The 18,460-nt window shown below is 63.9% G+C and carries 21 protein-coding genes; 19 read left to right on the plus strand and 2 right to left on the minus strand.

Annotated features, from left to right (window positions below):
- Positions 1-59 precede the first annotated feature (59 nt).
- The 7 genes from J3R84_RS31525 (at position 60) to J3R84_RS31555 (ending at position 7,273) form a co-directional block, all read left to right on the plus strand.
- Positions 60-260, plus strand: coding sequence for a hypothetical protein (locus J3R84_RS31525; protein WP_057207860.1), 201 nt, complete (start codon positions 60-62; stop codon positions 258-260).
- 1 nt (position 261) lies between these two features.
- Positions 262-1,218: an ABC transporter permease gene (locus tag J3R84_RS31530; protein WP_057207862.1), complete on the plus strand. Its 957-nt coding sequence runs from the start codon at positions 262-264 to the stop codon at positions 1,216-1,218.
- Positions 1,215-2,114 (plus strand): ABC transporter permease, encoded by a 900-nt coding sequence (locus tag J3R84_RS31535; protein WP_057207865.1) that lies wholly within the window; start codon positions 1,215-1,217, stop codon positions 2,112-2,114. The genes J3R84_RS31530 and J3R84_RS31535 overlap by 4 nt, the downstream gene beginning before the upstream one ends.
- The gene (locus J3R84_RS31540; protein ID WP_057207867.1) at positions 2,114-3,925 is read left to right on the plus strand and encodes an ABC transporter ATP-binding protein; all 1,812 of its coding nucleotides are present in this window, start codon (positions 2,114-2,116) and stop codon (positions 3,923-3,925) included. The genes J3R84_RS31535 and J3R84_RS31540 overlap by 1 nt, the downstream gene beginning before the upstream one ends.
- 23 nt (positions 3,926-3,948) lie before the next feature.
- Positions 3,949-4,809, plus strand: a complete 861-nt coding sequence (locus J3R84_RS31545) for a HalD/BesD family halogenase (protein WP_057207869.1) — start codon at positions 3,949-3,951, stop codon at positions 4,807-4,809.
- Between the two features lie 43 nt (positions 4,810-4,852).
- On the plus strand, positions 4,853-6,415 hold the full coding sequence (locus tag J3R84_RS31550; RefSeq protein ID WP_203529691.1) for an ABC transporter substrate-binding protein: 1,563 nt from the start codon (positions 4,853-4,855) through the stop codon (positions 6,413-6,415).
- A gap of 120 nt (positions 6,416-6,535) precedes the next feature.
- Positions 6,536-7,273: an MBL fold metallo-hydrolase gene (locus tag J3R84_RS31555; RefSeq protein WP_057207873.1), complete on the plus strand. Its 738-nt coding sequence runs from the start codon at positions 6,536-6,538 to the stop codon at positions 7,271-7,273.
- A gap of 3 nt (positions 7,274-7,276) precedes the next feature.
- Here the strand turns inward: J3R84_RS31555 and J3R84_RS31560 are convergent, their stop codons facing one another.
- Positions 7,277-7,945 (minus strand): GntR family transcriptional regulator, encoded by a 669-nt coding sequence (locus J3R84_RS31560; protein ID WP_057207874.1) that lies wholly within the window; start codon positions 7,943-7,945, stop codon positions 7,277-7,279.
- 120 nt (positions 7,946-8,065) lie between these two features.
- Here J3R84_RS31560 and J3R84_RS31565 point away from each other — a divergent pair, with 120 nt between their 5' ends.
- From J3R84_RS31565 to J3R84_RS31585, 5 genes are read left to right on the plus strand one after another with little or no spacing between them, the layout of a single operon-like run.
- Positions 8,066-9,118: an ABC transporter ATP-binding protein gene (locus tag J3R84_RS31565; protein WP_063963293.1), complete on the plus strand. Its 1,053-nt coding sequence runs from the start codon at positions 8,066-8,068 to the stop codon at positions 9,116-9,118.
- Positions 9,119-9,166: 48 nt separating this feature from the next.
- Positions 9,167-9,556, plus strand: coding sequence for a cupin domain-containing protein (locus J3R84_RS31570; protein WP_057207877.1), 390 nt, complete (start codon positions 9,167-9,169; stop codon positions 9,554-9,556).
- 31 nt (positions 9,557-9,587) lie between these two features.
- A complete protein-coding gene (locus J3R84_RS31575) occupies positions 9,588-10,709 on the plus strand; it encodes an ABC transporter substrate-binding protein (RefSeq protein ID WP_057207879.1) in 1,122 nt (373 codons plus the stop codon).
- On the plus strand, positions 10,702-11,745 hold the full coding sequence (locus J3R84_RS31580; RefSeq protein WP_057207881.1) for an ABC transporter permease: 1,044 nt from the start codon (positions 10,702-10,704) through the stop codon (positions 11,743-11,745). Before J3R84_RS31575 ends, J3R84_RS31580 begins: the two co-directional genes overlap by 8 nt.
- A gap of 37 nt (positions 11,746-11,782) precedes the next feature.
- Complete coding sequence (locus tag J3R84_RS31585; protein ID WP_203529693.1) at positions 11,783-12,571, plus strand: ABC transporter permease; 789 nt, start codon at positions 11,783-11,785, stop codon at positions 12,569-12,571.
- Between the two features lie 17 nt (positions 12,572-12,588).
- On the opposite strand, the gene J3R84_RS31590 is transcribed toward J3R84_RS31585, so the two are convergent.
- Positions 12,589-12,852: a hypothetical protein gene (locus J3R84_RS31590; protein WP_063963294.1), complete on the minus strand. Its 264-nt coding sequence runs from the start codon at positions 12,850-12,852 to the stop codon at positions 12,589-12,591.
- Between the two features lie 103 nt (positions 12,853-12,955).
- Here J3R84_RS31590 and J3R84_RS31595 point away from each other — a divergent pair, with 103 nt between their 5' ends.
- The 7 genes from J3R84_RS31595 (at position 12,956) to proC (ending at position 18,410) form a co-directional block, all read left to right on the plus strand.
- Complete coding sequence (locus J3R84_RS31595) at positions 12,956-13,510, plus strand: gamma-glutamylcyclotransferase family protein (RefSeq protein WP_225906512.1); 555 nt, start codon at positions 12,956-12,958, stop codon at positions 13,508-13,510.
- Positions 13,511-13,592: 82 nt separating this feature from the next.
- Positions 13,593-14,459, plus strand: a complete 867-nt coding sequence (locus J3R84_RS31600) for an ABC transporter substrate-binding protein (protein WP_203529695.1) — start codon at positions 13,593-13,595, stop codon at positions 14,457-14,459.
- A gap of 15 nt (positions 14,460-14,474) precedes the next feature.
- Entirely contained in the window at positions 14,475-15,323 is an 849-nt protein-coding gene (locus tag J3R84_RS31605; protein ID WP_057207890.1) for an amino acid ABC transporter permease, read from the plus strand.
- The gene (locus J3R84_RS31610) at positions 15,320-16,111 is read left to right on the plus strand and encodes an amino acid ABC transporter ATP-binding protein (protein WP_057207892.1); all 792 of its coding nucleotides are present in this window, start codon (positions 15,320-15,322) and stop codon (positions 16,109-16,111) included. Before J3R84_RS31605 ends, J3R84_RS31610 begins: the two co-directional genes overlap by 4 nt.
- A gap of 117 nt (positions 16,112-16,228) precedes the next feature.
- Positions 16,229-16,666: a VOC family protein gene (locus J3R84_RS31615; protein ID WP_057207894.1), complete on the plus strand. Its 438-nt coding sequence runs from the start codon at positions 16,229-16,231 to the stop codon at positions 16,664-16,666.
- Positions 16,663-17,604: a DMT family transporter gene (locus tag J3R84_RS31620; RefSeq protein ID WP_057207896.1), complete on the plus strand. Its 942-nt coding sequence runs from the start codon at positions 16,663-16,665 to the stop codon at positions 17,602-17,604. Before J3R84_RS31615 ends, J3R84_RS31620 begins: the two co-directional genes overlap by 4 nt.
- Complete coding sequence (gene proC / locus J3R84_RS31625) at positions 17,601-18,410, plus strand: pyrroline-5-carboxylate reductase (protein WP_057207898.1); 810 nt, start codon at positions 17,601-17,603, stop codon at positions 18,408-18,410. The genes J3R84_RS31620 and proC overlap by 4 nt, the downstream gene beginning before the upstream one ends.
- The last annotated feature ends 50 nt before the right edge of the window (positions 18,411-18,460 follow it).

Raw genomic sequence — 18,460 nt, forward strand, 5'->3', positions numbered from 1 at the left:
GCAGCTTTCATATATCGTTTCGTATATGAAGTGGCGAAATAAGCAGGGGAACGCGCGCCATGAATGACGATAGACAGATTCCAGCACAGTACGGTCTGAACGAGCGTGGCGAAGCCGCCGAGGCGGCGAGCGCAATTGTGACGGTGATCGCAAAGGCGGCGGCCTGTCCCTTCGACGGGGTATCAGCGCCTTGCGGCCAGCCCTGCGGCGGCTGCATCCGGCGCGGCCGCTTTCCCGACCGCCTGACGGGAGGGTTTTGAGATGTTGAAAATGCTGGTGGGACGCTTGGGCAGCGGCGCGGTGACGCTCATGCTCGTGTCCCTGATCATTTACTTGGCGACGATCGCGCTGCCGGGGGATGCCGCCGTTGCCGTCCTTGGCAAGACCGCGACGCCGGAATCGCTTGCCGCCTTCCGGGCCGAGCATCATCTCGACCAGCCGGCGGCGCTGCGCTACCTCGCCTGGATCGGCGATCTGGCGACGGGCGATTTCGGGGTGTCGGTCGTCAGTGGGGAACCGGCGGGCGACCTGATGGTCAGCCGGGGGCTCAGGACGCTGACGCTGATGGCTTTCGCCGTCGTCATCGGCTTTCCACTTGGCACGGCCATCGGCGTCTTCGCGGCCGTGCGGCGGAACAGCCCGGCGGACCACGCGATTTCCCTCACCATGCTGGTGATCACCGGCATTCCGGAATTCGCGCTGGCGGTGCTGACCGTGCTCGTCCTCAGCACGACCGTCTTCCAGCTTTTCCCGGCCGTGTCGATCTATAATGCGGACCAGTCGATTTTCGCGCAATTCGACATGCTTGTCCTGCCGATCCTGACGCTCGTGCTGACGATCCTGCCCTACATCGCGCTCACCATCCGCGCGTCGATGATCGAGATCCTCGACAGCGATTTCGTGGCCATGGCGCGGCTGAAGGGCGTGCCGGAGGGACGCGTGGTGCTGCGCCATGCGCTTGCCAACGCGGCCGGTCCGCTCATCCAGGTCTTTGCCGTCACGCTGGTCTACATGGCGGGCGGCGCCATCATCGTCGAGACAGTGTTCCAGTTCCCGGGACTGGGAAGCGCCCTGGTGGAAGCCGTGCGTAACCGCGATCTGGTCGTGGTGCAGGCAACGACGCTGGTTCTCGCAATAATCTATATCGGAGTGAACATCCTGGCCGACCTCGTCGTCGTCGCCCTCACTCCGCGTCTGCGCACAAAGGTGACGGCATGACTGTCCTGCAAGCCCACGAAGACCATCCCGCACCCGTCGTCAGGAAAAAGCCCGCCGGCATCTTTCTTTCGACGCTCCGCACACCCAAGGGCCGCATCGGCGCAATCCTGCTCGGATCGGTCGTGCTGCTCGCGATCCTAGGACCCTGGCTGACCTCGGTCGATCCCGAAGACCTTGTGGGAATACCCTTCGATCCACCCGGACCGGACGCCCTGTTCGGCACGGATTATCTGGGGCACGACACGCTGAGCCGGTTCCTGCACGGTGGGCGCGCCATCATGGTGCTGGCGGCCATCTCGGCCCTTCTCGGCGTCGGGCTCGGCACGGCGCTCGGGCTGGTCGCGGCCTATATGAAGGGCACGGTCGGTTCGATCGTCATGCGGGCGCTGGATGTGCTCTTGTGCTTTCCAGCCCTCGTCCTCACGCTGCTCGTCGCCTCGATGATCGGCACCTCGCTGCCGCTCGTCTGCATCGTGGTGGCGCTCTCGCATGTGCCGCGCACGGCGCGCGTTATCTATGCCTCGGCATTGCAGCTCTCGGAGCGCGAATTCGTCGTCTATGCGGAGATGATCGGCGCCAGCCGCTTTGGCGTGATGCTGCGCGAACTGCTGCCCAATCTTGCCGGCCTCGTCGCGCTCGAACTGGGCCTGCGGGCAACCTGGTCGATCGGCATCGTCGCATCGCTCAGCTTCATCGGCCTCGGCGTCCAGCCGCCGGCCGCCGACTGGGGCCTGATGATCAACGAGAACCAGCCGGGCCTGCTGCTGCAACCCTGGCCGGTCCTCTTGCCGGTGGCGGCGATCTGCATCGCGACGATCGGCGCGAACCTCTTCACCGACGCCTTCAGCCAGAAAACCGCCGGCGTGAGCCGCAGCATTACCTCCGGGGGTGAGTGATGAACGTTGCGCCGAACCACCTCAGCGCGCCGGCGGGCGAGACGCAAGTGGCCCTTCAGGTCGAGGGGTTGCGGGTCGATGTCGTCGGCTCGAAGATCAATATCGTTGCCGAAGTCAATTTCAGCCTGCGGCCGGGCGAGATCATGGGCCTCGTCGGGGAGTCCGGCTCCGGCAAGACCACGGCGGCGCTGGCGCTGCTCGGCTATGCCAAGATCGGCACGGCCATCACCGCGGGCTCGGTCCGCATCCGCGGCGTCGATCTCCTGCCGCTCCCCTGGCAGGAGATCCGCCGCCAGCGCGGACGCCTCATTTCCTACGTGCCGCAGGATCCCGGTGCCTCGCTGAACCCCGCCATGCGGATCGGGGCGCAGATGCTGGAGGCACTCAACAAGGATGGAAAAGACCCTGAGGCGACCGGCCGGATGGCGCAGGCGCTCGCGGATGTCGCCCTTCCGGCGACGCTCGAATTCCTCAGGCGCTTTCCGCATCAGCTTTCCGGCGGCCAGCAGCAGCGCGTCGGCCTTGCCATGGCCTTCATCGGCCGGCCGGCTGTCGTCGTCCTCGACGAGCCGACGACAGGGCTCGACGTCACCACACAGGCCCATGTGCTGGCGACGGTCCGGGATCTGTGCGCGCGCTACGGCACGGCGGCGGTCTATGTCAGCCATGATCTCGCCGTCGTGAACGATCTCGCCGACAGCGTGGCCGTCATGTATCTCGGCCGCATCGTCGAATCCGGGCCGACCCATCTCACGCTGCGCTCCCCGGAACATCCCTATACGCGGCTGCTGATCTCGGCGATCCCCGATCCGCTGGTCCGTCGCAAGCTGCGCGGCATCGCCGGCCATGCCCCCTCGGTGGCGAGCCGGGACGGCGGCTGCGTCTTCGCATCGCGCTGCCCGGACGTGCTGGACAGCTGTCGCCGCTCGGAGCCGCCGCTGCTGCGGCTCCATTCGGATGGGCACAAGGTGGCGTGCCTGCGCCGGCAGACGACGGATGATACCGTTCCGTTCCGGGTGCCGGACATCGAAGCGGCGGCGGAAAGGGCGGAAAAGCCCGTGCTGCTCGGCGTATCGGGGCTCGATGCCGGCTACGGCACTGTCCGCATCCTCAAGGGCCTCGACCTGGAGATACGGCAGGGCCTGTGCACCGCCATCGTCGGCGAATCCGGCAGCGGCAAGACGACGCTCGCCAAATGTCTCGGCGGCCTGCACACAGACGCGAAGGGCAGCCTCCAGCTGCACGGCGAGACGCTTCCCTTTGGCACCCGCCGGCGCAGCACGGAGCAGCGGCGCGCGGTGCAGTACATTTTCCAAAACCCCTACAGTTCGCTGAACCCGCGCCGCACGGTGCATGAGCTGATCGCGCAATCCATCGCGGCCTTCACAGAAAAGGGCAGGGCGCCGCGCCAATCGGTGGCCGACCTGTTGTCGATGGTGGCCCTCAACCCGCGCCTTCACGACCGCTACCCGCAGCAGCTCAGCGGCGGCGAGCGCCAGCGCGTGGCGATCGCGCGTGCGATCGCAGCAGACCCGGAAATCCTGATCTGCGACGAGATCACCAGCGCGCTCGATGTCTCCGTTCAGGCGTCGATCGTCCAGCTTCTGAAGACGCTGCACCGGCAGTCCGGCACCACCATCGTCTTCATCACGCACAACCTCGCCGTCGTGCGCGCCATCGCCGACCGGGTCGCCGTCGTCAAATCCGGGGTGCTCGTGGAAGAGGGGCCCAGCGATGCCGTGCTCGATGCCCCGCAAGACGCCTACACACAGAATCTACTCCAGAGCACGCCGCGGCTCTGGTGGAGCTAACCAGCCAAATGAGGAGTGAATAAATGAGCACGATGCAAGCCCCCGACGTCAGCCATCTGGTCGACCTCGAGCGCTACCCGATCGACGATCTGGCGAGCCCGAAGCGCCGTGAATTGATCGAGAATGCCAAGGCCTCACTGCGTGAAAGCGGCCTTGCCAGCTTTCCGGGCTTCTTGACCGAGAAGGGCTTGGCGACCTGCGTCGCCGAGGTGGAAAGCCTCAAGAGCAAGGCCTATGCCCGCGACCTCCTGCGCTTCATCTATCCGCAGGAAACGCTCGACCCGTTGCTGCCGGCCGACCATCCGTTCCGCAAGCCGCAGCCGCTGATCCAGCGCATGCTGTCGGCCGATATTTTCGATGGCGAGAGCGAGCTGCGCAAGATCTACGAATGGGGCGGCCTGCCGCCGTTCTTCGCGGAAATCCTGGACCAGAGCGTCCACCACATCGTCGATCCGTTCCTGTCGCTCGCCGTCATCATGATGAACAACGGCCAGACCCACGATTGGCACTTCGACGGCAATGACTGGGTGGTCACGCTCTTGTTGCAACGCCCGGAATCGGGCGGCGAATTCGAGTTCGTGCCGCATACCCGGGACAAGGCAAATCCGGGCCTGGATCGTGTCGAGGCGGTGCTGCGCGGCACGTCGGAGGAGGTGATCTCCGTGTCCCAGGATGCCGGTACGCTCGTGCTCTTCTACGGCGACCAGTCACTGCACCGGGTCGCGCCGTCCAACGGCACGCGCGACCGCATGGTGGCGGCGTTCTCCTACGACAACGCGCCGGGCTTCGTCTTCAACGAGAAGGTCCACATGAACGCCTCGGGACGCACGACGCCGCTCTACGTGTCGCCGCGGCTCAGCGCCATGGCGGATGCTGCCAACTGAACCTGCAAAATTCCTGATCACTCCAAGGCCGAAGGAGCCGGTGATGAAACCTACTTTGCTCATGCCCGCAATGGTTACACGACGCAACGTCCTCCTCGGTGGGGGCATTGCCGCCGCCACGGTGCTCGCCGGCCCCTCCCTCCTGCGGAGCGCTTACGCGACCGACAATGCCATCCCGAAACGGGGTGGCACCTTCCGGGTCGGCGCGGAGGACGCGAGTTCCAAGGACAATATGGACCCCGCGCTCGCCTTCTCCGGCTTCGCCGCCATGATGTGCCGGGCGATGTACGATTCGCTCGTCAAGGAGGATGCGACCGGAAAACCCTACGATTCGCTCGCGGAGGTCTTCGAGCCTGACGCCACGGCGCAGGTCTGGACCATCCGCATCCGCGATGGCGTGACCTTCCACGACGGCAAGGCGGTGACGATCGATGACGTCATCTTCTCCATCACGCGCGCCATGACGACGACCGGGTCCCTGGCTGCGCGCAACCTCGAAGCCCTCGATCCCAAGGGCATCGAAAAGGACGGCAAGCATACGGCGCGTCTGCGCCTCAAGTATCCCTATTCTTTCTTCAAGCAGGCCTTCTTCCATCCGTCCCTGTCCATCGTTCCCACCGGCTTTGATCCGAAGAAGCCTGTCGGCTCTGGGCCGTTTAAGTTCGTCTCTTTCGAGGACCAAAAATTCATCGCCGAGCGCAACCCGAACTACTGGCTCGACGGAAAACCCTATCTCGACCGCATCGAGGTGATCGGCTTTGCCGACGCGACCACGGCGCGGATGAACGCGCTGATGAGCGGCCAGATCGACGCCATGCCGAACCTCGCCTTCACGCAGGCGAGAACCATCGAGGGACGCGAGGACATCAAGCTGCTTTCGGCAGCCGGTGCCTCCTTCGAGCCCTTCACCATGCGGGTGGATCAGCCGCCGTTCAAAGATCCGCGCGTGCTCGAAGCGTTCAAGCTGATGGTCGATCGCGAACAGCTCTTGCGCAACGTCTATGCCGGGCGCGGGCGGATCGGCAACGATCTCGGCTGGGCGCAGGATCCCTACTACAATGCCGGCATCCCACAGCGGGCCTATGATCCGGACAAGGCGAAATTCCTGCTCAAGGAAGCCGGCCAGGAAGGCCTTGAGATCGAACTGTATCCCAGCCCCGAAGCCCCGTGGAACTCCGCGGCGGCGCAGGTTCTCGCCCAGCAGGCCAAAAAGGTCGGCGTCACCATCAAGCTGGCGGCCTCGGCCGACCTTTCCAGCTTCTACGACCAGAAATACCTGAAGGTCGAGTTCAGCCAAGACATGTTCGGCCCCAACCCGCTGTCGGTGACCGCGGGCTATTCGCTGCTGCCGGATTCGCCCTACAACGAATCCCACTGGAAGGACGAGAAGGCGGCCGAACTGTTCAAGCTGGCTTCCTCCACCGGCGACAGCGAAAAGGCGCGCCAGTATCTCAATGACTTCCAGCAGCTCGTGCACGACAAGGCCGGCTGGATCGTCTGGGGTTTCCGCGACAGCCTGCAGGCCGTCACCGGCAAGTTCGGTGGGCTGGAGCCATCCTTGCGCGGCGTCAATATGCACGACCTGTCGGGTGTCTGGGCGCTTTAGCCATCGCCAAAGATATCGTGGCGCTCCGGCGCCACGCCCTGTTTCCTCCCCCGCCTTGCGCGCCGTCCGATCTTTGGGCGGTGCGCAAGCTCGGTTTCCCTTTCCCATGAGGCCCCGCCGATGACACCGAACCGTTCAAGCCCTTCCGCCAATATCCGCGCCGAGGACTGGTACGAGGTCGTGCCCTTCGCCGACGATGTCTTCCTGATCCACGAACCCTGGATCCATCCCTTCTTCCGCTGTAACATGTGGTTCGTGCGCGGGGCGGAACGCGATCTCCTCGTCGATACCGGCCTTGGCCATTTCGGCCTGCGGGCGCATGTGCCGCTGCTCCGCGGGCGGCCGATCGTCTGTGTATCGAGCCATGCCCATTTCGACCATATCGGCAGCACCCACGAATTCGACATCCACCTTGCCCATCCGGCCGAAGCGGAGATTTTCGTCGATCCCCGGCCGGAATGGACGCTCGCCGCCGGCTATGCGAACGAGGACATGTTCATCGCCCCGCCGGAAGGCTGGGAAAGCGCCGCCTATCGCGTCAAACCGTGCCCGGCGACTGGCTTTGTCGAGGACGGCGACGTGGTCGATATCGGCGACCGGCGCTTCGAGGTCATCCACACGCCCGGCCATTCGCCGGGCGGCATCGCGCTGTTCGAGCGGGCGACCGGCACGCTGATCGCCGGGGACATTGTCTATGACGGCGACCTTATTGACGACACGTTCCACTCCGACAGGGCGGCCTATCGCGCCTCGCTGGCGCGTGTGGCGGATTTGCCCGTCCGCATCGTGCATGGTGGCCATTTCGCAAGCTTCGGACCGACGCGTTTGCAGCAAGTGGTCGCGGCCTACACAGGCTGAGCGTCACATAACCTCGCGCAGGTCGGCCGACGACTGGCGCAGATGGGCAACGATGCCGGCGCGGGAGGCCTGTGGATCGCCGGCCATGACCGCATCCGCCACCTGCTTGTGGAAGTCGCCGTCGGAGGATTTTGCGCGCAGGCGGTCGCGGCAATAGTACCAGAGCCGGACGCTGAGATTGAGATACTGGTTGAGCGAGGCTTCCAGGAAGGGGTTGTGCGCGGCGCGGTACAGGAGGCGGTGGAATTCCGTGTCGAGCGCGTTGATGCGCAGCGGGTGCGATTCTCCGAGCAGTGTCTCGACACAGGCCGTGATCGCCCGCCTTTCCTCGACGCTCGCACGCGCGGCGGCGAGTTCCGCCGCCAGCCCCTCCATCTCCACGCGGGCTTCCGTCAGCCATCGCTCGTCCGCCAAGTTGATCTCGCTGACGAAGGTGCCGCGCCGCGGATAGACGACGATCAGATGTTCGAGCGCCAAGCGCTTGATCGCATCGCGAACCGGCGTCAGGCCGACGCCGAGAGGACCCGCCAGATCCGCCTCGTTGAGCGGCGCACCGGGCGGAAGCGCAAGCGAGATGATGCGGTCGCGGATGCTCTCGTAGGCAAGGGCGACGGCCGGGGTCGCGCCGTCACGCTGATGTCTGCCCTGCACTTCAAAAATTTCAGATCGCATCGGTTGTTCCTGCTCGCATCGATTTCCCAGAAATAGCGTTGACAGGCGCTGAGGAAAAGATACGTTAACTGAAATTTCAGTTGCACGGTTAAAAAAACTTTAGGCAAAGGGGATTGTTCGATGTCCGCATCTCAAAGTGGCGTGGAGCTACGATCGCTGGTCTGTCGCTACGGGCCGGTGGAAGCCGTTCGCAAGATGGATCTTGTGATCGAGCCGGGCGAGTTCTTCACGCTGCTGGGGCCGAGCGGCTGCGGCAAATCCACGACCCTGCAGGCGATCGGCGGTTTTGCGCCGCCGGCCGCCGGCCGCATCCTCGTCGGCGGTCAGGACATTACCGGCCTGCCGCCGGCCCGCCGGCCGACGAATTACGTCTTCCAGAACTACGCCCTCTTTCCGCACATGAGCGTCGCGGAGAACGTCGAATACGGGCTGAAGCGCCGCAAGGTGCCGGCTGCTGAGCGGCGAGCGCGGGTGCTGGCAGAACTAAAGCGCGTCGGCATGCAGGATTTTGCCACGCGCTGGCCCGCGCAGCTTTCCGGCGGCCAGCAGCAACGCGTGGCGCTCGCCCGCGCGCTCGTCAATCGCCCGGCCGTGCTGCTCCTCGACGAGCCGCTTTCGGCACTCGATTTCCTCATGCGAAAGCAATTGCGCGAGGAGTTGAAGACGATCCAGCGCGAGGTCGGCACCACCACCGTTTTCGTGACGCACGACCAGTCGGAAGCCCTCAGCATGTCCGACCGCATCGCCGTGATGAATGCCGGGCGGATCGAGCAAATCGGTACGCCGAGCGAAATCTACGAGCGCCCGAAGACGCGCTTCGTTGCGGAATTCGTCGGTAGCGCCAACCTGCTGCCGGGCAGGGTTGGGGCGAGCGGCTCCGCCGTCGCGCTCGATGCCGGCATTACGCTCCGGCTCGCCAGCTCCAGGGTCTGCGAGGGGCAGCGCTGTCTCGTCATGGTGCGGCCGGAGCATATGTGGCTCACGGATACTGGCGGCCTCACCGCCACACTCGCCAAATGCACCTATGTCGGCGACCACCACGAAATCGTGGCCACGCTTGCCCATGGCGGTGAGCTCACGATCAAGCAGCGGGAGTGGCCCTCGCTTGCGCCCGGCGCCCTCTGCCACATCGCCTTCGACGAAACCAAGGTCCACGTCATTCCTGCGTCCTAGCAGGCAATCCGAGCCGCCAAGCGGTCAGTATCATGCAAGAGGAACACTATGCCAAAGGACAACACCAACGACACCGCCGCAAAGAGCGGCGTCCAGGTCATCAAGTTCGCCGATCCGGCTAACGACTGGCACGATTACGGCGACATGCCGGGCGACCGCACGCCGGGCAATCCGATCGGCCAGCACGCCTCCGTTTGGAAATCGGACGATGGCCGCGTGACGGTCGGCCTCTGGCGCCGCGACGCCGACTTCGGCGACTTACTGGGCACCGGCCAGTGCTTCGACTTCGTCATCGAGGGCGACGTGACGGTGACTGACCAGCATGGCCGAGCCCATGTCGCCAATTCCGGCGACCTGCTCATCTACAACGAGGAGGACGAGGGAAGCTGGGAACAGCCCGGCCCGATCCGCAAGATCTTCATCCACGTGCGCGACTGACAGTATCACCGACCATAAAAGGGGAACGTCCATGAACAGTTATCGCTTCACGGCCAATCGCCGGCAGGCCCTCAAGCTCATCCTCGCCGGAGCGGGCGTGATGGGTGGCCGGTTCGCCATTCCCTTCTCCGCGGCCCGTGCCGCGGAGAGCACCATCGTCTGGGCCGCCAATGCTGGCGAATGCGACCCGGCCGATATCGCCCGATTTAAGGAAGCAACGGGCATCACGGTCGACTATCGCGAGGTCATCTCCGATGCCGACCAGTTTTTTGCGAGTGTGCGCCCGCAGTTCACCGCCGGCCTACCGATCGGCTACGACGTGCTCTGCATCTCCAGCGCCTATACGTCCTTCTATGCGGAGAACGGCTGGCTCGAGCCGCTCGATCCCGGAGCGCTTCCGAACGTGCAGAAGAACCTGCTGCCGAGCCTCAGATCGGTAAAGCATGCTGACGTGGCGATCCCCTTCGACTTCGCGCCCGTCGGCCTTGCCTTCAACCGTGCCCATTTCAAAGAGGGGCTGCAATCCTGGGGCCAACTGCTCGATCCGGCAGTAAAGGGCAAGGTCGGCCTCTATGCCACGCCCGTCGTCAATGTCGCGGCCTGGGGGCTCTACCTCAAGTCGGAGGGCAAGGTCGACAACGTTCCCGCCGAGATGACGCTCGAAGAAGCCATGGAAGTTCTGGCTTTCCTGAAACCGCATATCGAAAGCGGGCAGCTGTTGCCGGCGCAGGGGGAGAATGCGGGGCAGAAGCTATCGAACGGCGATCTCATCGCCGCCATGGCGCCGCCCGTCAACATCTCGCAGCTCGATCCGAAAAAGGTCGGCTTCGCCGTGCCGAACGAAGGCGCCCCCGCCTATGTCGACCGGCTCGGCATTCCGAAGGGTGCGGCGAACCTGGAGGCGGCGCTCGCCTTCATCGACTGGTGGTTCCGGCCGGAAAATGCCGCGAGCTTCTGTCGCTACACGCTGCAATATCCCTATGCCGTCGGCGTCAAGGAAGAGCTTGCGAAGCTCGATCCCGCCCTTGCCGCCAATCCACTAATCTTTCCGCCCGCCGATGTGCTCGACCGGCTGTTCCCCTATCCGGCGCCCTGGGATCAGCGCGAACGTGCCCAGATCGCCCGAACATGGACGCAGATGATCAGTGGCTAAGGTAACCTCCGCCCAAGACGCCGGTCGGCCGGTGCGCTCTTTCGGGGTGCGCGCCGGCTGGCCGGAAATGTTGCCGACGCTCTTCTGGCTCGCGGCCCTTTTGGTCGTGCCGCTCGTCTATATCCTGCGCATGTCGTTCAGTGCCGATCCCTTCGCGCTGACGGCAACCGGCTGGTCGATTGCCAACTACGTGGATTCCATTCCCTTCTACTGGAACAATCTGCTCAATTCGGTGCTGATCGGCCTATCGGCGACGCTCCTCGCCTTCGCGATCGCCATGCCGGTCGCTTATGGCATTTCGTTCTACGGCAGGCGTTGGAAGACCGTGCTGCTCTTCGCCTTCTTTGCGCCGTTCCTCACGAGCTACCTCATTCGTATCGTCGCTTGGCAGACCCTGCTCGGGACCAATGGCCCGCTCTTCGGTCCGCTCCAGCAGTTCACGGGCCTTGAAGTACGGATCCTCGGAACGCCCTTCGCCGTGGTGGCGGGCCTCACCTACCAGCTCGTGCCCTTCGTGTTGCTGCCGCTCTACACGGCTTTCAACCGGGTTGATCGCACGCTCTGCGCGGCCGCCGACGATCTCTACTCGCAGCGGTGTGGCCGAACGGGTGCTATCCTCGGTGCGGCTGGCGGGTTTTCGATCGGCCTGTTGCTGGCGTTCGTCTTTTTTGGCTGGGGTGGCTTTGTCGCGCTGGGGCCGGTGCTGTTCGTGCTTGCCGGGACGGTTCTCGGCGGCACCATCGGCGTCACGATGACGGAGCGGTTCGCGCTAATCGTCTTCCCGCTCAGCCGCAATGGCTTTGTCGCTGCGGCGGTCCTGTCGTTCATTCCGGCGCTCGGCGACTATGTTAACGCCGCCCTTCTCGGCGATATCCGCACGCAGATGCTCGGCAACGTCATCCAGGCGAAGTTCCTGGTGGAACTGGACTATGCCGGGGCAGCCGCGCTTTCAGCCACGCTGCTGGTCGCCGCGATGATGTTGCTCACCCTTCTCCTGCGTCTGATCCGCGGTACGGAGCTTCTCGATGTCGTCTAGCACCACCAACACGCGGGAAGGATGGGCTGTCAAGCTTGTGATCGGGCTGGCGCTGGTCTTCATGTTCGCGCCCGTCGTCACGATGATCGTCTTTTCCTTCAACGATCCCGGTGGGCGCTTCAACTACGAGCTCGGCACCTTCTCGCTTGCGGCGTGGCGCAGCCCTTTCGCCGTGCCGCAGCTCGGGATGGCGCTCGGCAACAGCCTTATCGTGGCGGCGGTCTCGGCGCTGCTTGCGGCGCTTCTTGGCACGCCGGTCGGTTTTGCGTTGGGCCGGCGGCAATTTATCGGGCGCGGCGCGGTCTCGGGCCTCACCTTCATTCCGCTCGCGACCCCGGAAGTGGTGCTCGGCGCGGGCATGCTGATCCTCTTCGTGGCCACGGCGACGATCCCCTTCCTGAAAACCCTGACGGGCGGTCTCTTCTATCCGCTCGGGTTTCCGAGCGTCATCGCCGCGCACACGACGCTGGGTCTCAGCTTCGTGATTATCAATGTGCGCTCCCGCGTCATCGGCGCCGGCGTCACGCTCGAACATGCCGCGCGCGATCTCGGCGCCTGCGGTTTCACCGTATTCCGCACAATCTGGCTGCCGATCATCCTGCCGGGCATCCTCTCCGGCGCGCTGCTGGTCTTCGCGATCTCGCTCGACGATTTCGTGCTAACCAACTTCACCGCCGGTGGAACGACCATGTTCCCGACCTGGCTCTACGGCCTGATGCGCCGCGAGCTGCCGCCGCAGATCGCCGTGGTCGGCACGCTGATCTTCCTCGTCTCGCTCGGCCTCGTCGCCCTTTCGGTAAAAATCTCGGGGCGTCAGCCGGCCTGACGCCCTACCAATCGCCGTCAGTCCCGGTCGAGCCGGCGGCTGACGCGCCAGCGATCCTCGCCCCGGTTTTCCAGCAGCCACGATTTTTGCGCGATCGCCGTTCCCTTGCCGGTCCTGTAGGCGTCGATCCTCAGTGCGATCCGACCCTCGTCCAGGCGCTCGACGCGGGCGCCTGCCACCTCTCCGTCGCTGAACTCCACATGCACGGGCCCATCCTGCGGCAATGCCTCGGCAACGACCGGGCAGCCCGGGTAGGCGTGGCTATCCATTATTCTGATCATGCTCTCGCTCCTTTCGAATGATCGCAGCCGAGGGGTGTCTTGACCACGCATATTTCTTCATATACGAAACCATATATGGAGACGTGGCCAACGGCGATCTCCGATGCAACGCAACAAAAATGGGCGCAGTTTCCACCGCCCCATGGAAGAGGTTTTTATGTACTACTTCGCCTATTGCACATGGCTGCACGACATCGAGGTCTCTCGTTTCATGCCGGAGGCAAAGCCGGTCACCAAGGCCTATGCGGCCAACCATGCGCTGCGCTTCCACGCCGCAGGCGATCGCACTGACCGAGGCTGGTGCCATTTCCTCAACACGGCGGATGCCTGGGGCGAGCGCGCCTATGGCGTCGTCTTCGAACATGACGAGACGCATTTCCAGGAGGATTACGACGACTTCGAGCGCTGCTGTATGACGGTCTACGGCGAGGACGGCAAGCAATACGATTGCTGGACCTATCGCCTGATCCGGCCGGGCATCGCCATGCGTCCGCCGAACTTTTACTGGGAGCACATCCCGGCCGGCATGAAGCAGTGGAACTTCTCGCCGGAATACATCGCAAAGGTTCAGGCGGTCTTCGACAATGCTGCCGAATGCCCGCGCGCCGACCGGCCGAACCCGTCGAAGGTGCCGGGCAAGGGCGCCGATACGCGCTGACAACCGCGGCGGCGGCGCCAGTTGCCGCCGCCGCCTTTCCATGCGGACTGCAAACAAGATCAACAATGACAGGGGTAACGCAATGAAACATGGGATCATCCGCACGTTTGTACTGGCGGCTGCGATGACGGCGGTCGTCGCCGGCGCCGCGCAGGCCGGGGCGGGGGCGAAGCTCGTGCCCGAGGCCGTTCGCCAGGCAGGCAAGATCACTGTAGGATCGCAGCAGACCTTTCCGCCGATCGAATTCCGTGAGCCGGGCGCAAGCGAGGTGACGGGCGCTAGCTCCGATCTCCTGCACGAGATCGCCAAGCGTCTCGAGCTGAAGCTCGAGTATGTGCAGGCCGAGTATGCGGCCCTCATTCCCGGTATCGAAGCCAAGCGCTTCGACGTCGCCTCCGGCGGAATCAGTGACACCGAAGAGCGCGAGCAGAAGCTCGATTTCGTGAACTACATGTTGTCCGGCGGCTCGGCCATGGTGCGCACCGAGGATGCGGACAAGTACAAGACCATCGCGGATTTCTGCGGCAAGTCCGTCGCTACACTGCTCGGCAGCCGCGTCATCATGGCGAAGGTCGAGGAGGCATCCGCCGCCTGCACGGCCAAGGGTGAGGCGGAAATCCGCGCCGAGCAACTTCCCTCGGCACCCGATGCCCGCATGCAGCTCGACCTCAAGCGTGTCGATGCCTATCTCGGTGACTTTCCCGCACTCGTCTACATGAGTGGTCAGTTCCCGGGCAAATACTCCATCGTCGGCGGTAACTACATGCTGACGCCCTACATCACCTCCTGGGGTTTTTCCAAGGACAACACCGGCCTTCGTGATGCGGTGAAGCTGACGCTACAGGAAATGCTGGCTGACGGCGGCTACAAGAGCATCATGGACAAGTGGGGTGTTGGCGGCGCCCTGCTGCCGGAAATTACCGTCAACCTGCCGGCCAGCAAGCGCTGACGGGGAGGAAGGGTCATGGCCATGACGAACCGTCTTTCTGCCTCGGAGCTCCCGATCGTGCATCGACGCCGCTGGGGAGCCTGGCTCCTCGGCGCCGTCGCGCTGGCGCTGGTGGTGACGATCGTTCATGCGGCTATCCGCGCGCGGATCGTCAACCTCGGCGTCTTCGCCGACTACATCTTCGATCCGCTCATCGTCATGGGGGCGGTCAACGCCCTCATGCTCGGCACGCTGGCACTGTTCATCGCCACTGCGATCGGGTTCGTGGCCGCGCTGATGCGGGTGAGCGGCAACCCCATCCTGGTCGCGATCTCCTCGACCTATGTCTATCTCTTCCGCGGCACGCCGATGCTGATCCAGCTCATCTTCTGGTTCAACGCGGTGCCGATCATGTTCCCCTCGATCACCATCGGCCTGCCCTTCATGGCCGAACCGCTATACTCGACGCCGACGACCTCACTCGTGACGCCCTTCCTTGCCGCGCTCGCCGGCCTCAGCCTTGCGGAAGGCGCTTACATGAGCGAGATCATTCGCGCCGGCATCCTTGCGGTCGACAAGGGCCAGCGGGCGGCGGCGACCGCGCTCGGCATGACCCAGCCTCAGGTGCTGGCGCAGGTCGTTATTCCGCAGGCCAGCCGCATAATCATCCCGGCGGCGGGCAACCAGTACATCATGCTCTTGAAATCGTCGTCGCTTGCCTCGGCCATTGGCTATCTCGAACTCTTGCGCGTGGCGACAGACATCTATTCGTCGAACTTCCAGGTCGTCGAGCTGCTGGCCGTCGCGGCCTTCTGGTATCTCGTCATGACCGCCTTCGCGACAGCGATCCAGACCGTCCTCGAAAAGGTTTTCCCGCAAAGATGAGCATCGCACCCGAACATTCCCACGCCGTTTCCGTGGTTGGCGTCTCCAAAAAATGGGGAACCGTCTCGGCCTTCACCGATGTCAGCTTCGACGTGCCGCAGGGCGAGGTCGTGGCGCTGCTCGGTCCCTCAGGCGCCGGCAAGTCCACGCTGCTGCGCTGCGTCAACCATCTGGAAACCATCTCCGCCGGCCGCATCTACGTGCACGGCGATCTGATCGGCTACCGGCTGGGCGATCAGGCGCTTTACGAACTGTCCGACGCGGAGATCAGCCGCCAGCGGCAGAAGATCGGCATGGTGTTCCAGCACTTCAACCTGTTCAAGCACATGACGGCGCTCCAGAATGTCATGAGCGGACCAGTCCATGTGCTAAAACGGCCGAAGGCAGAAGTGGGCAAGCTGGCGATGGACCTGCTCGCCAAGGTCGGGCTTAAGGCCAAGGCGGATGCCTACCCCTCGGAGCTATCCGGCGGCCAGCAACAGCGGGTCGCCATCGCTCGGGCTCTTGCCATGCAGCCGCGCGTTCTGCTGCTCGACGAGCCGACCTCCGCGCTCGACCCGGAACTCGCTCAGGAAGTCGTCGAGACGATCCGCAAGCTGGCGGAGGAGGGCCAGACGATGCTGATCGCTACCCACGACATGGCCATCGCGCGCGAGGTGGCCGACCGGGTGATCTTCATGGAGGGCGGGCGTCTCGCCGAAGACGCGCCGTCCAGCGAATTCTTCACCGCACCGAAGAGTGACCGTGCCCGGCAATTCCTGGCGCGACTCCTGCCTGCGGTGCACTAGGGCAATTCTGGACGTAAAACCAAAGCACTGCCGGTCCGACCTCACCATTCCCCGATCCGCCTGCGCGATTTCCGCGCCGGCGAAGCCTTGTCCGCATTCCGAAATAAGGAGCCCGCCATGACCGGAATCTTCCAGCACCTGCATCACGTTTGCATCCTCGTCCACGACCTGGAGAAGACGGTTTTCTATTACGAAAGCCTCGGCGTCGGTCCTTGGTTCGACTATCCGAAGAAGGGCACCTATGTCGAACTGGAGGTGCCCAACAAAGCGGCTTCGGATGCCATGCGCTACAAATGCTGCGACCTCGACAATGTGCAGCTCCAGCTCTGCCAGCCCGGTGAGCTGGACTCCCCACAAAAGCGGTTCCTCGATGAGCGCGGAGAGGGCGTCTACCATCTGGGCTTCGAAGTCGCCGACCGGGACGCGGCGGAGGCAAACGGCCGCGCGCTTGGGCTTGGCGTGATTGCCCGCGGGAAAAAGACCGATGGATCGGGCTTTTGCTATTTCGACACGCGGGAGAAGGCGGGCACCGTGCTCGAAATCCGAAAATCGTGAGACAGGCGATAGCGCGCATCTTTTCCATCGCGGGCCCCGAAGTCGCTTTGCGCGCGCTATTCCGCGGGCGCGAGAGCGTCGTGCTGTGCCTGACCGCCATGTTTCTATTTGCGGCATCAGACGTCATCGCCAAGCATCTATCGATGACCTTTCATCCCTTGCAGATTGCTTGGTTCCGCTATGCGGTGGCGCTCTTTTTTCTTGCAGCGATTTGCCTGCGCTTCGGCAGACCGACGCGAAGTGTGTTTGCGTCAGCACAACTCGTTCGCGGCCTCGGCATGGCCGGTGCAACGATCTTGCTGGTGGCGGCCCTGCGCCTGCAGCCGATGGCCGAAGCGACGGCGCTTGTCTTCATTTCCCCGTGCCTGGTCACACTGCTTTGCGTACTGATACTCAAGGAGAGAGTGCATGTCTGGCAGTGGGTTGGCCTTATTGGCGGTTTGCTGGGAGTTCTGGTCATCCTGCGTCCCGGATTTGCCGGCTACAATCCCGCGGCGCTTTTCTCTATCGCCTCCGCCGCCTGCTGGGCGACGGCCCTGGTCATGACGCGAAGGGCGGTAGTCGCCGACAGCCTGACGACGACACTTGCCTATTCCGCCCTGACGGGTTTTGTGCTTTTGACTGGCACGCTGCCCTTCGTCCTCCATACCATGACGACCGTTGATATCGCCCTTTCGGTCGCGATGGCGTGTCTGTGGCTGGCGGCGCACGTCTCCATTGCCTTCGCCTATCGCCGACCCGAGGTACACGTCTCTCGGTTGGCGCCGATTTCCTACACCCACGTCCTCTGGGCCGTCAGTTTCGGCTACCTCGTCTTCGGCGCGATACCAGACGGCATGACGATCATTGGTGCAGGGCTGATCATCGCCAGCGGCCTGGTGGCGCACAAAGCGCAGGACAAGCCGCTCGTAACCCCATCGGAAAGGACTTTGTCATGACGCAGGTTCTGCTTATCGGTGCGGGCAATATGGGGTTCGCCATGCTGCGAACCTGGATCGGGATGGAGGGCCATCGTTTCGCGGTCGTCGAAGTCAATGAGAGCTTGCGGCAGCGGGCGGAGAGCGTCGGCGCGCAAGCCTATGATGCCGTGTCCGACCTGCCGGTGGATTTAGCGGCAAATGTCGTGGTGATCGCGACCAAGCCGCAGGCGGTCGCCGATGCGGTTGCAGACAGCCGAGCCGTTCTCGGCCAAGACGGACTGCTAATGTCAGTCGCTGCCGGCATCACCATCGATGGCATGCGTCAATATGCGGGGGAGGGACCTGCCATTGTCCGCTGCATGCCGAATACGCCCGCGGCGATCGGCGAAGGCATGGTCGTCTGCTGCGCAAGCGCGAATGCGCGCTCGTCAGACCGCGCGCTCGCACTGAGCCTGCTTTCAGCCATTGGCCGCGTTGCGTTTATCGAAAACGAGAGCTTGATGGACGCGGTGACGGCAATGTCCGGTTCCGGACCGGCCTATGTCTTCCATCTGCTAGAAGCCTTTAGCGCGGCGGGCGTCGCGGCTGGCCTGCCAGAGGACCTCGCCATGACGTTGGCCAAGCAGACCGTCTTCGGCGCGGCGAAGCTGGCATTGGCGTCGGGTGCCGATCCAGCCGTCCTTCGTGAGCAGGTGACAAGCGCGCACGGCACGACGGCCGCCGCTCTCTCCGTGCTGATGAACCCGGAAGTCGGCTTGGCTGTTTTGTTTCGGCGCGCTGTCGAGGCGGCACGGCACCGCTCGTTGGAGCTCGGTGCCGAGTAAGTGTTTGAATTCCGTCGCTCGTTGCTCCATACACGAAATGATATATTTGC

Source organism: Ensifer canadensis (genome assembly GCF_017488845.2).
Lineage (GTDB): Bacteria > Pseudomonadota > Alphaproteobacteria > Rhizobiales > Rhizobiaceae > Ensifer > Ensifer canadensis.

Bases quoted from the DNA above. Each gene is read 5' to 3' on its own strand.
- J3R84_RS31525 (WP_057207860.1), top strand. From the start codon at position 60: ATGAATGACGATAGACAGATTCCAGCACAGTACGGTCTGAACGAGCGT.
- J3R84_RS31530 (WP_057207862.1), top strand. From the start codon at position 262: ATGTTGAAAATGCTGGTGGGACGCTTGGGCAGCGGCGCGGTGACGCTC.
- J3R84_RS31535 (WP_057207865.1), top strand. From the start codon at position 1,215: ATGACTGTCCTGCAAGCCCACGAAGACCATCCCGCACCCGTCGTCAGG.
- J3R84_RS31540 (WP_057207867.1), top strand. From the start codon at position 2,114: ATGAACGTTGCGCCGAACCACCTCAGCGCGCCGGCGGGCGAGACGCAA.
- J3R84_RS31545 (WP_057207869.1), top strand. From the start codon at position 3,949: ATGAGCACGATGCAAGCCCCCGACGTCAGCCATCTGGTCGACCTCGAG.
- J3R84_RS31550 (WP_203529691.1), top strand. From the start codon at position 4,853: ATGAAACCTACTTTGCTCATGCCCGCAATGGTTACACGACGCAACGTC.
- J3R84_RS31555 (WP_057207873.1), top strand. From the start codon at position 6,536: ATGACACCGAACCGTTCAAGCCCTTCCGCCAATATCCGCGCCGAGGAC.
- J3R84_RS31560 (WP_057207874.1), bottom strand. From the start codon at position 7,945: ATGCGATCTGAAATTTTTGAAGTGCAGGGCAGACATCAGCGTGACGGC.
- J3R84_RS31565 (WP_063963293.1), top strand. From the start codon at position 8,066: ATGTCCGCATCTCAAAGTGGCGTGGAGCTACGATCGCTGGTCTGTCGC.
- J3R84_RS31570 (WP_057207877.1), top strand. From the start codon at position 9,167: ATGCCAAAGGACAACACCAACGACACCGCCGCAAAGAGCGGCGTCCAG.
- J3R84_RS31575 (WP_057207879.1), top strand. From the start codon at position 9,588: ATGAACAGTTATCGCTTCACGGCCAATCGCCGGCAGGCCCTCAAGCTC.
- J3R84_RS31590 (WP_063963294.1), bottom strand. From the start codon at position 12,852: ATGATCAGAATAATGGATAGCCACGCCTACCCGGGCTGCCCGGTCGTT.
- J3R84_RS31595 (WP_225906512.1), top strand. From the start codon at position 12,956: ATGCAACGCAACAAAAATGGGCGCAGTTTCCACCGCCCCATGGAAGAG.
- J3R84_RS31600 (WP_203529695.1), top strand. From the start codon at position 13,593: ATGAAACATGGGATCATCCGCACGTTTGTACTGGCGGCTGCGATGACG.
- J3R84_RS31605 (WP_057207890.1), top strand. From the start codon at position 14,475: ATGGCCATGACGAACCGTCTTTCTGCCTCGGAGCTCCCGATCGTGCAT.
- J3R84_RS31610 (WP_057207892.1), top strand. From the start codon at position 15,320: ATGAGCATCGCACCCGAACATTCCCACGCCGTTTCCGTGGTTGGCGTC.
- J3R84_RS31615 (WP_057207894.1), top strand. From the start codon at position 16,229: ATGACCGGAATCTTCCAGCACCTGCATCACGTTTGCATCCTCGTCCAC.
- proC (WP_057207898.1), top strand. From the start codon at position 17,601: ATGACGCAGGTTCTGCTTATCGGTGCGGGCAATATGGGGTTCGCCATG.